The organism is Streptomyces sp. NPDC007917 (assembly GCF_042959105.1).
In the GTDB taxonomy this organism is placed as follows: domain Bacteria; phylum Actinomycetota; class Actinomycetes; order Streptomycetales; family Streptomycetaceae; genus Streptomyces.
Genome location: NZ_JBIBKK010000003.1, coordinates 108,336 through 121,474, shown reverse-complemented (window position 1 = coordinate 121,474; position 13,139 = coordinate 108,336). Strand labels below are relative to the sequence as shown.

Sequence of the window (13,139 nt, the reverse complement as noted above, 5' to 3'; positions counted from 1 at the left end):
GGGGGGCGGCCGGGCGCCGCCCCTCGGCACGCGACGCCGCGGGCCCTGCTGCCGGACGTCTAAGGTGATCGTGTGCCGATCAGCGTCCTCCTCGTGGACGACGAGGAGCTGGTGCGCGCCGGGTTGCGCGCGATCCTGGAGTCCCAGCCGGACATCCGGGTCATCGGCGAGGCCGCCGACGGCGCCTCGGTGGTGCCGCTGGTGCGGCGACTGCGGCCGGACGTGGTCGCGATGGACGTCCGGATGCCGCTGCTCGACGGCATCGAGGCGACCCGCGCCGTGCTGCGGGCGGTCCCCGGCCCGCCCCGGATCCTGGTCGTGACGACCTTCGAGAACGACGAGTACGTCTACGAGGCGCTGCGCGCCGGCGCGGACGGCTTCCTGCTCAAGCGCGCCCGCCCCGCCGAGATCGTGCACGCGGTGCGGCTGGCGGCGGAGGGCGAGTCGCTGCTGTTCCCGGCGGCCGTGCGGTCCTTCGCCGCGGCCCGCGGCGGCAACGAGCGCGCCCGCGAGGCGATGGAGCGGGCGGCGCTCACCGAACGCGAGGCCGAGGTGCTGCGGCTGATGACCCGCGGTCTGTCGAACGCCGAGATCGCCGGCCATCTGGTGATCGGCTCCGAGACGGTCAAGACGCACGTCAGCGCGGTGCTCGCGAAACTGGGCGCGCGGGACCGCACACAGGCGGTGATCGCGGCGTACGAGTCGGGGTTCGTGGTGCCCGGCTGACGGGGCTCTCCCCGCGCCCTCGTCGGGCGGCTACCATCCGGCAGACACACACAGGAGAGGAGGCCCACGTGGGGCGGCTCACCGGCGGGGATCCGTCCCTGCTGCGGCGCATCAACTCCGCCGTCGTCCTGCACGCGCTGCGCGCGGCGACCGTCTCCGCCGACGCCCAGGACCCCGGCGAGGGCACCGACCCCGACGGCGCCGACGACCGCCCGCCGGGCTGCGCCACCCTCACCGACCTCACCCGGGTGACCGGCCTGTCCCGCCCCACCGTCGAGGGTGTGGTCGAGGGGCTGACCGCCGACGGCCTGGTGGTGGAGATGCCCGCGGAGGAGGGCGGGGTCCGCCGCCAGGGGCGCCCCGCCCGGCGCTTCCGCTTCCGGGCCGAGGCCGGCCATCTGCTCGGCGTCGAGATAGGCGCCCACCGCGTCGCGGCCCTGCTGACGGACCTCGACGGCCGCCCGCTCGGCTCCACGGTGCGGGAGGTGTCCGAGAAGGCGTCGGCCGACGAGCGCCTGGACCGGGTCCGTACCGCCGTCGCCGACCTGCTGCGCCGGGCCGGTGTGGCGCGCTACTCGCTGCGGGCGGTGGGTGTCGGCAGCCCGGGCGTCGTGGAGGCCGACGGCACCGTCCGCCTGTGCACGGCACTCCCCGGCTGGACCGGACTGCGCCTCGGGGAGCGGCTGCGGCGCTCCTTCCGCTGCCCGGTGCTCGTCGAGAACGACGCCAACACCGCCGCCGTGGCCGAACACTGGAAGGGCGCGGCCGTCGGCTCCGACGACGTCGTCTACGTCGTGGCGGGGCTGAGCCCCGGCGCCGGCTCGCTGATCGGCGGCCGGCTCCACCGCGGCTTCGGCGGCGCCGCGGGCGAGATCGGCGCCCTCCATCTGCTGGGCCGCGAGGCCAGCCCGGAGGAAGTCCTCTCCACGACGGGCGAACCGCTCATCCCCCTCGACGAGGGCCAGGTCGCCCGTGTCTTCGACCTCGCGCGCGCCGGGGACACCCGCGCCCGCGCGGCCGTCGACCGCTTCATCCGCCGTCTGGTGCACGACGTGGCGGCCCTGGTGCTGGCCCTGGACCCCGAGGTCGTCGTGGTCGGCGGCTGGGCCTCCGGCCTCGACGGCATCCTCGACCCCCTGCGCGAAGAACTCGCCCGCTACTGCCTGCGCCCGCCCCAGGTCGCCCAGTCCCTCCTGGGGGAGGCTGCCGTGATGACCGGCGCGCTCCGGCTGGCCCTCGACCATGTGGAAGAGGAGCTGTTCGCCGTGGAGTCCACGGTCACCGCCCGCCGCGCGGGGCGCTGACTCTCATCCGCGTACGGTGGTGGCGGTGTCGGATTCCCGAGGAGGAGCGATTTCCCGAGGAGGAGCGATGGGCGGGACCTGGGCGGGGGTGCGGGAGCGTGTGCTCGCGCTGCGGAAGGCGCCGCGGTGGTGGGCGGTGTTCGGTGCCGACTTCGCCGATCACGGGCACGACTTCGAGCTGCTGCCCGTCCTCACCGAGGAGCAGTTGGGGGCGGTGGAGCGGCGGCTGGGGACCGAACTGCCCGCGGAGTACCGCACGTTCCTCCTGGAGGTGGGCGCCGGCGGCGCGGGCCCCGACTACGGGCTGTTCCCGATGAGACCGCCCGGCCAGGGCACCCCGCCCGCCACCGGCCACTGCGCGCTGCCCTTCCGCCCCGAGCTCTCGGCCGAGCTCGACGAGCACATGGACGCGGAGCCCCGGAGGGCCGACCACCCGGACGACGACACCTTCGCCGCCGTCTACGCCGCCTGGGACGCCCGCCACGACGAACTGCTCGACGCCGTGACCGAGGGCACGCTGTGCATCAGCTCTCAGGGCTGCGCGTACTACTCGCTCCTCGTGGTCACCGGCCCCCTCAGCGGCACCATGTGGAACGACGTACGGGCCCTCGGCGAGGGCGTCGCCCCGGTCGAAACGCGCGGAAAAACGGGGCACGTGTCGTTCGCGGAGTGGTATCTGGACTGGCTCGAGTACGCGGAGCGCCGCGCCTGGGACGAGACGACCGAGCCTCCGCCACGCCTCCAGTTCACCTCCGACCGGACCTGACTCGAGCGGCCTTGCGCCGCGGGCGCCACAGAGCTAACCTACAACCAAATGGTTGTAGATGAATGGACCGACGAGACAGTGGACCGCCTGTTCCACGCGCTGGCCGATGCCACCCGCCGCAGCATCCTCCACCGCTGTGTGCGGGACGAGCTGTCGGTGTCACGGCTGGCCGAGGTCTACCCCATGAGCTTCGCCGCGGTGCAGAAGCATGTGGCGGTACTGGAGCGGGCCGGGCTGGTCACCAAACAGCGCCGCGGACGGGAGCAGTTGGTGCGGACCGACCCGGAGGCCATAGGCCGCGCGCGGCAGGTGCTCGACGAGCTCGAGACGGCCTGGCGCGGACGAGTGAACCGGATGGCCGGCCTGCTGGCGGAGGACTCCGACCCCCGAGCGAACAACCCGACGGAAGGACGAAACACATGAGCGTCACCAGCCTGGACAAGGACTTCGACAACCTGACCCTCACCCTGATCGCCGACTTCACCGCGCCGGTCGACCGGGTGTGGCAGCTGTGGGCCGACCCGCGGCAGCTGGAGCGCTGGTGGGGACCGCCGACCTACCCGGCGACCATGGAGCAGCACGACCTGACCCCGGGCGGAGAAGTCACCTACTTCATGACCGGCCCTGAGGGCGACAAGCACCGCGGCTGGTGGCGCATCACCTCGGTCAACCCGCCGACCGCCCTGGAGTTCACCGACGGCTTCGCCGATGCGGACGGGACGCCGAGCGCCGAGATGCCGACCACCACCGTGCGGATGCGGCTGACCGAACACGACGGGGGCACGCGGATGGAGCTGCGCTCGGCCTACGACTCCCGGGACCAGATGGAGCGCATGCTGGACATGGGCATGGCCGAGGGTCTGCAGCAGGCGGTCGGCCAGATGGACGCCCTGCTCACCGACTGACCCGGTACCGGGCGGCCGGGCCGGTGGCAGGATTGGCGCATGACCGACGCGTGGGAAGTGACCTGCCGTTTCCCCCGGAAGGGGGCCTTGTGGTTCTTCGTCGCACTCGGGGCCGCAGGGGCCGGCCTGGCCGTGGTGCGCCTGGTGTTCCGGGCCGGGCCCTTGGACCTGTGGCTGGGCGTCGGGCTGCTTCTCGCGCTGCTGGGCAGCGTCTCACTGCGCGCTGCCGTCGCCCGGGTGGGCGCCGACGCGTACGGCCTGCACACGCGGACGCTGCTGCGCCGCCGGAGCGTGCCGTGGCGTGACGTCGCCGATCTGCGCGTACGCCTGAAGTACGCGAACACCCCCCGGGTCCAGGAGACCCGTCGCGTCATCCTGGTGCTGCGCGACGGCCACAAGCGGCCGCTGCCCCTGCCGCGGAGCTGGTCGCCCCACGACCCGGACTTCGACGCGCGGTGGGAAGCGCTCCGCGCGCTGCACCGCCGCCACGGGGACCCGGAGTCGAGCCACATCCCCGTCGTCTCGTACCGCACCGCCGGGCGCGGCTGGGCCGGGTCGCTGAGCCTGTGCGCGCTGCTGGTGGCGGGCGCGGCCGTGGCCGCGTGGTTCGTGCCGGGCATGGTGTCGGACGAGCGGGCGTGGCGGTCGGCCACCCCGTGCGCCGCCGGGACGCCCGCCACGGAGCGCGACACGTGCCTGACGACGCTGCCGGCCGTGATCGCGCGGACCGAGGCCAACCGGCCCAAGCAGCCCAGTTGGCTGTACTTCAGCGGCGGTCGGCCCATGGAGCGGCTGGAGGTCTCGAGCGAGGCCGCCGGGGACTTCGAGGCCGGTGACAGAGTCGAGCTGACCGTCTGGCGCGGTCAGGTGAGGAAGGTCGCCGGGGAGGGCCATGTGTGGCGCGAGCACATCCCCGCCGCAGGGGAAGTGGCCGTCCTGGCGGCCGTGTTCGCCCTCGCCGCGGGCTATCCCGCGGCCCAGGCGCTGCTGCGCCTGCGCGGGCGCCGGCTGCCGGACGACGAAGTCCTCCCGTCCGCCCTTCCGTTCGCGGCCGCGCTCACCGGTACCGCCCTGTGGCTGCTGCCGCTGTGCTACCGCCACCCCACGACCCTGCCGGCCTCTCCCGGCTCGATCACCTGGGCGGCCGCGGGCTCGCTGGTCACGCTGACCCTGTTGACCTGGGCCTGGCGCGCCACCCGCATCCGTACGCCCGAAGCGGTCCACGCCACGGAAGGCCCCGCCGGGACAGGGACAGGGACAGAGGCGGAGGCGGAGGCGGAACCGGAGACGGAGGCGTTCTTCGCCGCCCGCTTCCTGGAGCACACCGACTACAACCCGCACGGCTTCGGCACCCATATCGTCCTCGGGGGCGGCCCGCCCGCGGTGACGCCCCACCCCGGACCGGGCCGGTTCGCGGCGAAACGGATACCGGTGGAACGGCTCACCGTCGCGAACGTACGGCGCGCCCGGGGCAGCGACGGCGACACCGTCCCAAGGAGCTGGCACATCGCCGAACTCGACGACGCGGGCGCGCCGGTGCGCCTCGCGGCCGCCCCGGACGACCTGGCCCGCATCATCCGCGAGCTGGGCCCGGCGAAGGCCGTGTAGCGGTCAGCCCGCCAGGAGCTCCATGTCCGCGCCGTCGCCGAAGGTGAGGCGGCAGGTGTCGGCGCGGTAGGTGGCGACGGCCACGGCGACCGTGTGGCCGGCCGCGGTGTAGCGGGTGGTGACCAGGAGGACGGGGGCGCCGGGCAGGCGGTCCAGTTGCCTGGCGTCGTCGGCGCGGGCGGAGCCCAGCTCGACGGACTGCTCACGGCCCTCGAGCGCGACGCGGCGCAGTTCGCGCAGGACCGCGCGGGCGCGGGGGGCGCCCGGCGGGGTGTCGATGGCGGTGAGGCCGGGGACGGAGCCGGAGGGGACGTAGAGGAGCTCGGCGGCGATCGGCTGGCCGTGGCTGACACGGGTGCGGCGCACGGTGTGCACCAGGGCGCCGGGCGGCAGGTCGAGGAGCCGGGCGATGGCGGCGGGCGGCTCCGCCTCCGTGCTGTCGACGGGCTGCCAGTCCGCGTCGGCAGCGTCGTCGGCGTCTTCCCAGCTGTGGGCCCGCTCGCCGACCGCGACGCCCATCCGGGGCGGGGCGACGGTGGTGCCGACGCCCCGGCGGCGCTGCAGCCTGCCCTCCAGCTCGAGCTGCTCGAGGGCCTGCCGGAGAGTGGCGCGGGCCACGCCGAAGCGGGCCGCGAGCTCACGCTCGTTGGGCAGGATCTCACCGACCGCGAACTCCGAGTCCAGCGCTTCGCTGAGCACGGTCTTGAGGTGCCAGTACTTGGGCTCCGGCACCGTGTCGAGCTGCGTGGTCCCCACCCTGTCCTCCGCAACAGATCTGCGCGCTTGATATGCGTGTTTCTTTATTAAAGGTTGTTGCAGTATCTAGTGCGACGATAAGGCGGCGCCCTGACTTGGTCAAGACCAATCAACGGGCCGCCTAGGATGGCGCCATGACCTCACACTCCTATCTCTCCGAGCTGTTCTCGCTGGACGGCCGGGTCGCCGTGGTGACCGGCGGCAGCTCAGGCATCGGCCGGGCCATCGCCGGGGCGCTGGCGCGCGCGGGCGCGAGCGTCGTCGTGGTGGCGCGCAGGGAGGCGGAGCTGGCCGCCACGGTCGAGGAACTGACCGGTCAGGGGTGCCGTGCGGCCCGGGTGAGCGCCGATCTGGGCACGCGCGACGGAGTGCGCGCGGCGGCCGAGGAGGCGGCGGCGGCCTTCGGGGAGCCCGACATCCTCGTCAACAGCGCCGGGATCAATCTGCGGCCCCCGATGAGCGAGCTCGGCGAGGAGGTGTGGGACGCCACGATGGCGGTGAACCTGGAGGCCCCCTATCTGCTGGGGCAGCGGTTCGGCCCGAAGATGGCCGAACGGGGCTTCGGGCGGATCATCCACATCACCTCCCAGCAGGCGCACCGGGCGTTTGTGCAGAGCGGGGCGTACGGCGTCTCGAAGGGGGCACTGGAGTCGCTGGCCCGGTCACAGGCCGAGGCGTGGTCTCCGTACGGCGTGACCTGCAACACACTCGTGCCGGGGTTCGTGATGACACCGCTGAACAGGCGGCTGTCCTCCGACCCCGAGCAGGTGGCGGCGCTGGCCGAGCGCACGCTGGTCGGGCGCAACGGCCTGGCCGAGGACTTCGCGGGCGCGGCGGTGTTCCTCGCCGGCCGCGCCTCGGCCTATGTCACCGGGCAGGCGCTCTTCGTCGACGGCGGACTGTCCGTTCACTGAGCCGCGCCGCCGGGCCGCAGCTCCGCCAGGTGCGCCAGCTTGGCGGGGTTGCGCATGACGTAGACGGTCTGGATCCGGCCGTCGGCGACATCGAGGGAGAGGGCCGCGTCGGGGCGGCCGGCCGAGAACAGGACCATCGCGGGGCCGCCGTTGAGCTCGGTGAAGACCAACTCCGGCTCCAGGATGGTCTGCTGGCCCACCGCCACCAGGAAGCGGCCGATCTTGTCCGCCGTCTCCATGATCCGCAGCGGCGCCTTGGCCTTGCCGTCGGTGTCGCCGACGAGGCGGACATCGGGCGCCAGCAGGGAGAGCAGCCCCTCGAGGTCGCCGCCCTGCGCGGCGGCCAGGAAACGCTCGGTCAGATCGCGGCGCTGCCCCGGATCCACCTCGAACCGCGGCTTGCGCTCCTCCACATGGCGCCGCGCCCGCCCGGCCAGCTGCCGCACCGCCCCCTCCGTACGGTCCAGGGCGGCGGCGATCTCCCCGTACGGAAAGCCGAAGGCCTCGCGCAGCACGAACACCGCGCGCTCCAGCGGTGAAAGCGACTCCAGGACCACCAGCACGGCCAGCGAGACGGATTCGACGAGCACCGCCCGCTCGGCGGTGTCCGGGACGGTGTGGCCGAAGTCGGTGACGAGCGGCTCGGGCAGCCACGGGCCGACGTACGACTCGTGGCGGGCCTGCGCCTGCCGCAGCCGGTCGATGGCGAGCCGGGTGGTGATCCGTACGAGGTAGCCGCGGGGTTCGCGCACCGCCTCGCGGTCGGCGCCTGACCAGCGCAGCCACGCCTCCTGGACGACGTCCTCCGCGTCCGTCACCCGGCCCAGCATCCGGTAGGCCACTCCGGTCAGCAGGGAGCGGTGCTCTTCGAAGACGTCCGTCGCGGCGCCGGCCGCGGTGTCAGAAGTGGCCACCAGGCCATCATCCCACCCTGCCGAGGCGGCGTCCGCGTCGGGTCTACCCAGGGGTAATCCTTGCTGACATGCTGTCTCGTAACGCCACCGCGCCACCACGTCACCTGTCGTCCGGAACGGGAGCCGCCCCCATGGCCGCCACCATCGCCTTCCCCATCGACACGCCCACCGGGCCGCAGCCCGCGCACGTCGTCTACGAGCGGCGCGGCACCGGTCGGCCCCTGGTGCTGCTGCACGGCGTCGGACACCACTGGCAGGCCTGGGAGCCGGTGCTGGACATCCTCGCCGTCGAACGCGAGGTGACGGCCGTGGACCTGCCCGGCTTCGGGGAGTCCGCCGCGCTGCCGGACGGCGTCGGATACGGGCTGGAGGACATGGTGCCCGTGCTCGCGGCGCTGTTCGACGCGCTCGGCCTCGACCGTCCGGACGTCGCCGGGAACTCCCTCGGCGGGCTGCTCGCCCTCGAACTCGGCCGCCGGAAGCTCGTACGGTCGGTCACCGCGCTCAGCCCGGCGCGGTTCTGGAGCGAGGGCGAACGCCGCTACGCCTCCGGGGTGCTGACGGCCATGCGGGGCGCCGCCCGGGCCATACCGCTGCCGCTGGTCGGCCGGCTGGCACGGACGGCGGCCGGGCGGGCGGTGCTGACCGGCACCATCTACGCCCGGCCCGGGCGGCGTTCAGCCGAGGCGGTGGTCGCCGAGGCGCGGGCCATGCGCGAGGCGACCGGCTTCGAGGCCACCCTCGCCTCCGGGCGCGGCGCCATGTTCGCGGACGACGTCCCCGACGTGCCGGTCACCATCGGCTGGGGCACCCGCGACCGGGTGCTGCTGCCCCGTCAGGGCGTCCGGGCCAAGCGCGCGATCCCCGCCGCCCGGCTGGTCCGCCTCCCCGGCTGCGGCCACGTCCCCATGAACGACGACCCGGCCCTCGTCGCCCGCGTCATCCTGGACGGCAGCAGCTGACCGGCTCGCGCCCCGGAGGCGATCCGAGCCACTGCCCACCGCGCCGGAGCCCAGGGCCACGCCCACGGCGACCAGGAGGCTGCCCGCCGCCTGTGCCGGGCCGTAGCCGCCCGTGCCGACGAGCGGCGCGGTCGCGGCGGCGGAGACCGGGATCAGACCGGAGAACAGGGTGGCCCGCTCGGCGCCGATCCGCTGGACGCCGACGTACCAGCACACGAAGCCGACGACGGTGACCACGGCCGCCTGCCACAGCAGCGCCGCCGTCTCCCCGCCGTCCGGCGCCCTCAGCCATCCCCCGCCGTCGAGCACCAGGCCGAGCAGCGCCGACTCCACGGCGGCGAGGCCGCACGCCACGGCGGACAGCAGCCGGGGGCCGAGGGGCCGCAGGACGGGGACGGCCAGTACGGCGAACCCCACCTCCCCCGCGAGCGCCCCCGCCGACCACAGCAGCCCGGCCGTGTCCGTACGCCCCCACCCCTGCACGGTGAACGCGCCCGCGGCCACCGCCAGCGCCCCGGCGACCACCACCGGGGCCGGGCGCCGCCCGTCCAGCGCGGGCGCGATCACGGCGACGACCACGGGCGCGCAGCCCACGAACACCCCCGGCACCGCGGGCTCCGCACTGCCCTCCGCCGCCAGCACGGCCAGATTGAACCCGACCATGCCCACGGCCGCCAGCGCCGCCAGCCGCCCCCACTGCCGCCCGCTCAACGCCCGCAACGGCCCCGTCAGCGCCCGCCCGCCACGCCCGCCACGCCCGGCGAGCGGCACGAGCAGCACACAGGCGAGGCCATAGCGCAGCGCCTGGCCACCCGCGTGCGGGTAGTCGCCGAGCACGCTGTTGGCGGTGAACGAGGCACCGACCAGGCAGCACGCCACGGCCGCGAGCAGCACCCCGACCAGTCGGTGGTCCGCCCCCGTACCACCGGCGCCCCGCCCCGCGCGGGGCTCGGGGGCGGCCTCAGGAGAGTCGGCTACGGCGCCAGGGCCGACCTGGTCCGTGTCCTCCGGGAGATCACTTCGTTCCATGGCGCCGACGCTAGGCAGCCGATCGGTACCCATTAAGGTCCAATCCGATGGCTGATTCCCGGACCACTTCCCGGACCACTTCCTGGACCGCCGCCTGGGAGTTGCTGCTCCCCACCGCGGCCGCGCCGCCCCGTCGGCGCGGCCGGATGCTGCAGTCCGCGCTGCGCGAGGCGGTGCGCTCGGGGCGGATCGCCGCCGGGACGCGATTGCCGTCCAGCCGGGAGTTGGCGGCCGACCTGGGGGTCTCCCGTGGGCTTGTGACCGACACGTACGAGCAGTTGACGGCGGAGGGGTATCTCACCAGCAGCCGGGGCTCGGGCACCTGGGTGAGCGGGGCAGCGGCACGGGCCGCGGTGGCGCGGGGGCACGAGCGGGCCGTCGTCGACGGTGCGCCCGAGGCCGGGTTTCTGCCCGGGACCCCCGATCTGGCGCTGTTCCCGCGCGCCGCGTGGTCGGCGGCGCATCGCCGGGTGCTGGCGCGGCTCGCGCACAAGGGGCTCGGGTATCCGGATCCGCGCGGGCTGCCGGAGCTGCGGGCGGCCGTGGCGGGGCTGCTCACCCGCCGCCGCGGGGTGGTGGCGGACCCGGAGTGCGTGGTGATCTGCTCGGGCGTCGCGCAGGCCATGACGCTGCTGGGCTTCACGCTGGCCGGGCTCGGGCACCGGGCCATGGCGGTGGAGGACCCCGGCAGCCCGGAGCACACCGCGCTGCTCTCTGCGGCGGGCCTGACGGCCGTCCCCGTGCCGCTGGACGCCGAGGGGCTGTCCCCCGCCGCGCTGGCCGCGTCGGGCGCGCGGGCCGCCCAGCTCACCCCCTGCCACCAGTTCCCCTCGGGCATCGCGTATTCGGCGCGCCGCCGGCTGGAGTTGCTGGAGTGGGCGCGCGCCGCCGAGGGGCTGCTGGTGGAGGACGACTACGACGGCGACTTCCGCTACGACCGGGCGCCGGTCGGCGCGCTGCAGGGCCTCGACCCGGCCCGGGTCGCCTATGCCGGCTCGGTCAGCAAGTCGCTCGCCCCGGGGCTGCGGCTGGGCTGGCTGGTGATCCCCGAACAGCTGGTGGACCTGGTCGTGGAGCGCAAGCGGACCATGGACCTCGGCAATCCGGCGCTCGATCAGGCGCTGATGGCCGAGTTCATCGAACGCGGGGACTACGACCGGCAGTTGCGGCGGTGTCAGCGCGCCTACCGGGAGCGGCGCGACGCGCTGGTCGCGGCGCTGGCCGAGCACTTCCCGGGGTCGGAGGTGACCGGCATCGCCGCCGGGCTGCATGTCATCGCGCGGCTGCCGCGCCGGTACGGGCCTCAGGCGCGCTTCCTGGAGCGCGCGGCGCGGGCGGGGGTGGCGCTGCGCCCGCTCGACGACTACGCGCATCGGTCCGGACCCGCGCCCGGACCCGCGCCCGCGCCTGACCGCGACGACGGGCAGGTGCGTCTGGTGATGGGCTACGCCCATCTGTCCCCCGCCCGGATCGCACAGACCGTGGCGCTGATCGCCGAAGCCGCGGCCCCAGGCCTTCCCGGGGTTCCAGGCCTTCCCGGGGCCCCGCGGTGAGTTGTTCACTGTCCGTTCGAATGCGAGGCATCTGGCACCGATAGCAACGGGACCGCACAGCGGTTCCATGAGCAACAGGAGGTTCGGCATGGCGCGGGGATCGGACAGTTCCGACAACAGAGGGCTCGGGCGGCGGCAGGTACTGCGGGGGTCGGCGGCCGCGTCCGCAGGGCTGGCGCTCCCGGCGCTGGCATCGTCGCCGACGTGGGCGTCGGCCGCGCCCGCGCAGGCGCTGTCCGGGCGGCCGAGCGCCCAGTGGGGCGTCCAGGTGGGCGACGTCACGACGTCCTCGGGCCTGGTGTGGGTGCGCTCGGACCGGCCGGCCCGGATGGTCGTCGAGACGTCCGCGACCGAGTCGTTCGCCAAGGCGCGGCGCTGGCGGGGCCCGGTGCTGGGCGCCGGCAGCGACTTCACCGGCACCACCGCGCTGCACGGGCTGCCGCCGGGCACCCAGGTGCACTACCGGGTGCTGCTCACCGACCCGGACGACCCGCGCCGCGCCGGCGAGCCGGTGTACGGGACGTTCCGCACCGCGCCGGCCCGCCGCCAGGGGGTGCGGTTCGTGTGGTCGGGCGATCTGGCGGGCCAGGGCTGGGGCATCAACCCGGACCTCGGCGGCTACCGGATCTTCGAGGAGATGCGCCGGCTGGACCCGGACTTCTTCCTGTGCAGCGGTGACAACATCTACGCCGACGGCCCGATGACGCAGAGCGTGACGCTGCCCGACGGCCGCACCTGGCGGAACATCACCACGGAGGAGAAGTCCAAGGTCGCCGAGACGCTGGCCGAGTACCGGGGCAACTTCCGCTACAACCTCCTCGACGCCAATCTGCGCCGCTTCAACGCCCAGGTGCCCACCATCATCCAGTGGGACGACCACGAGGTGCTGAACAACTGGTACCCGGGCGAGATCCTCACCGACGCCCGCTACACCGAGAAGAACGTGAACGTGCTGGCGGCGCGCTCGCGGCAGGCCTTCAGCGAGTACTTCCCGATCTCCACGCTGCGGCCGGACGGCGAGGGCCGGGTGTACCGCGTGCTGCGGCACGGCCCGCTGCTCGATGTGTTCGTGCTGGACTGCCGTACGTACCGCGACGCCAACTCCCCGGGCCGGCAGCCCGAGGACGCGCAGGGCATCCTCGGCGCCGAGCAGCTGGCCTGGCTCAAGCGGGAGCTGTCGGCGTCGCGCGCGGTGTGGAAGGTGATCGCCTGTGACATGCCGCTGGGGCTTGTGGTCCCGGACGGGGCGACCGACTTCGAGGCCGTCTCGCAGGGCGACCCGGGGGCGCCGCTGGGCCGTGAGCTGCAGATCGCGGAGCTGCTGCGGCACATCAAGCACCGGAAGATCACCGGCACGGTGTGGCTGACGGCGGACGTCCACTACACCAGCGCCCAGCACTACGATCCGTCGCGGGCGGCCTTCAAGGACTTCGCCCCGTTCTGGGAGTTCGTCTCCGGGCCGCTGAACGCGGGCTCGTTCCCGGCGGTGAAGCTGGACGGCACCTTCGGGCCGGAGCAGCCCTTCGTCAAGGCGCCGACCAGGGCGAACGTCTCGCCTGCCGAGGGCTTCCAGTTCTTCGGCGAGGTGGACATCGACGGGCACAGCGGCGAGCTGACGGTGCGGCTGCGCGAGCTGGGCGGCGCGGTGCTGTTCACCAAGGTGCTGCAGCCCGGGCGCGTCGGCCAGTGACGCGCGGGGCCG

12 protein-coding genes and 1 pseudogene are annotated in these 13,139 nt (G+C 74.3%); 10 read left to right on the top strand and 3 right to left on the bottom strand.

Going from position 1 to position 13,139, the window contains the following annotated elements:
* Nucleotides 1-72 precede the first annotated feature (72 nt).
* From ACFZDL_RS06505 to ACFZDL_RS06480, 6 genes are all read left to right on the top strand, one after another.
* On the top strand, nucleotides 73-726 hold the full coding sequence (locus ACFZDL_RS06505) for a response regulator transcription factor (protein ID WP_353593171.1): 654 nt from the start codon (nucleotides 73-75) through the stop codon (nucleotides 724-726).
* Between the two features lie 68 nt (nucleotides 727-794).
* Nucleotides 795-2,030 (top strand): ROK family protein, encoded by a 1,236-nt coding sequence (locus ACFZDL_RS06500; RefSeq protein WP_353593170.1) that lies wholly within the window; start codon nucleotides 795-797, stop codon nucleotides 2,028-2,030.
* A gap of 67 nt (nucleotides 2,031-2,097) precedes the next feature.
* Complete coding sequence (locus ACFZDL_RS06495; RefSeq protein WP_353593169.1) at nucleotides 2,098-2,796, top strand: SMI1/KNR4 family protein; 699 nt, start codon at nucleotides 2,098-2,100, stop codon at nucleotides 2,794-2,796.
* A gap of 48 nt (nucleotides 2,797-2,844) precedes the next feature.
* Nucleotides 2,845-3,219, top strand: a complete 375-nt coding sequence (locus ACFZDL_RS06490) for a metalloregulator ArsR/SmtB family transcription factor (protein ID WP_353593168.1) — start codon at nucleotides 2,845-2,847, stop codon at nucleotides 3,217-3,219.
* Nucleotides 3,216-3,701, top strand: a complete 486-nt coding sequence (locus tag ACFZDL_RS06485) for an SRPBCC domain-containing protein (protein ID WP_353593167.1) — start codon at nucleotides 3,216-3,218, stop codon at nucleotides 3,699-3,701. The genes ACFZDL_RS06490 and ACFZDL_RS06485 overlap by 4 nt, the downstream gene beginning before the upstream one ends.
* A gap of 39 nt (nucleotides 3,702-3,740) precedes the next feature.
* Nucleotides 3,741-5,309, top strand: a complete 1,569-nt coding sequence (locus ACFZDL_RS06480; protein ID WP_353593166.1) for a PH domain-containing protein — start codon at nucleotides 3,741-3,743, stop codon at nucleotides 5,307-5,309.
* Between the two features lie 3 nt (nucleotides 5,310-5,312).
* On the opposite strand, the gene ACFZDL_RS06475 is transcribed toward ACFZDL_RS06480, so the two are convergent.
* Complete coding sequence (locus ACFZDL_RS06475) at nucleotides 5,313-6,065, bottom strand: GntR family transcriptional regulator (protein WP_353593165.1); 753 nt, start codon at nucleotides 6,063-6,065, stop codon at nucleotides 5,313-5,315.
* A 134-nt stretch (nucleotides 6,066-6,199) separates the two neighbouring features.
* Here ACFZDL_RS06475 and ACFZDL_RS06470 point away from each other — a divergent pair, with 134 nt between their 5' ends.
* The gene (locus tag ACFZDL_RS06470; RefSeq protein WP_353593164.1) at nucleotides 6,200-6,979 is read left to right on the top strand and encodes an SDR family oxidoreductase; all 780 of its coding nucleotides are present in this window, start codon (nucleotides 6,200-6,202) and stop codon (nucleotides 6,977-6,979) included.
* Here ACFZDL_RS06470 and ACFZDL_RS06465 read toward each other — a convergent pair.
* Nucleotides 6,973-7,893, bottom strand: coding sequence for an RNA polymerase sigma-70 factor (locus ACFZDL_RS06465; RefSeq protein WP_353593163.1), 921 nt, complete (start codon nucleotides 7,891-7,893; stop codon nucleotides 6,973-6,975). The genes ACFZDL_RS06470 and ACFZDL_RS06465 overlap by 7 nt on opposite strands.
* Before the next feature lie 131 nt (nucleotides 7,894-8,024).
* Here ACFZDL_RS06465 and ACFZDL_RS06460 point away from each other — a divergent pair, with 131 nt between their 5' ends.
* Nucleotides 8,025-8,855 carry an alpha/beta hydrolase gene (locus ACFZDL_RS06460; protein WP_353593298.1) on the top strand — a complete coding sequence of 277 codons (831 nt, stop codon included), beginning with the start codon at nucleotides 8,025-8,027 and terminating at the stop codon, nucleotides 8,853-8,855.
* Between the two features lie 111 nt (nucleotides 8,856-8,966).
* Here ACFZDL_RS06460 and ACFZDL_RS06455 read toward each other — a convergent pair.
* A pseudogene (locus tag ACFZDL_RS06455) lies at nucleotides 8,967-9,884 on the bottom strand (DMT family transporter); the annotation flags it as partial.
* Between the two features lie 47 nt (nucleotides 9,885-9,931).
* On the opposite strand from ACFZDL_RS06455, the gene ACFZDL_RS06450 reads away from it, so the two are divergent.
* Together ACFZDL_RS06450 and ACFZDL_RS06445 are read left to right on the top strand one after the other, a co-directional pair.
* Complete coding sequence (locus ACFZDL_RS06450; RefSeq protein WP_353593162.1) at nucleotides 9,932-11,437, top strand: PLP-dependent aminotransferase family protein; 1,506 nt, start codon at nucleotides 9,932-9,934, stop codon at nucleotides 11,435-11,437.
* 88 nt (nucleotides 11,438-11,525) lie between these two features.
* The gene (locus ACFZDL_RS06445) at nucleotides 11,526-13,127 is read left to right on the top strand and encodes an alkaline phosphatase D family protein (RefSeq protein ID WP_353593297.1); all 1,602 of its coding nucleotides are present in this window, start codon (nucleotides 11,526-11,528) and stop codon (nucleotides 13,125-13,127) included.
* Nucleotides 13,128-13,139 lie beyond the last annotated feature (12 nt).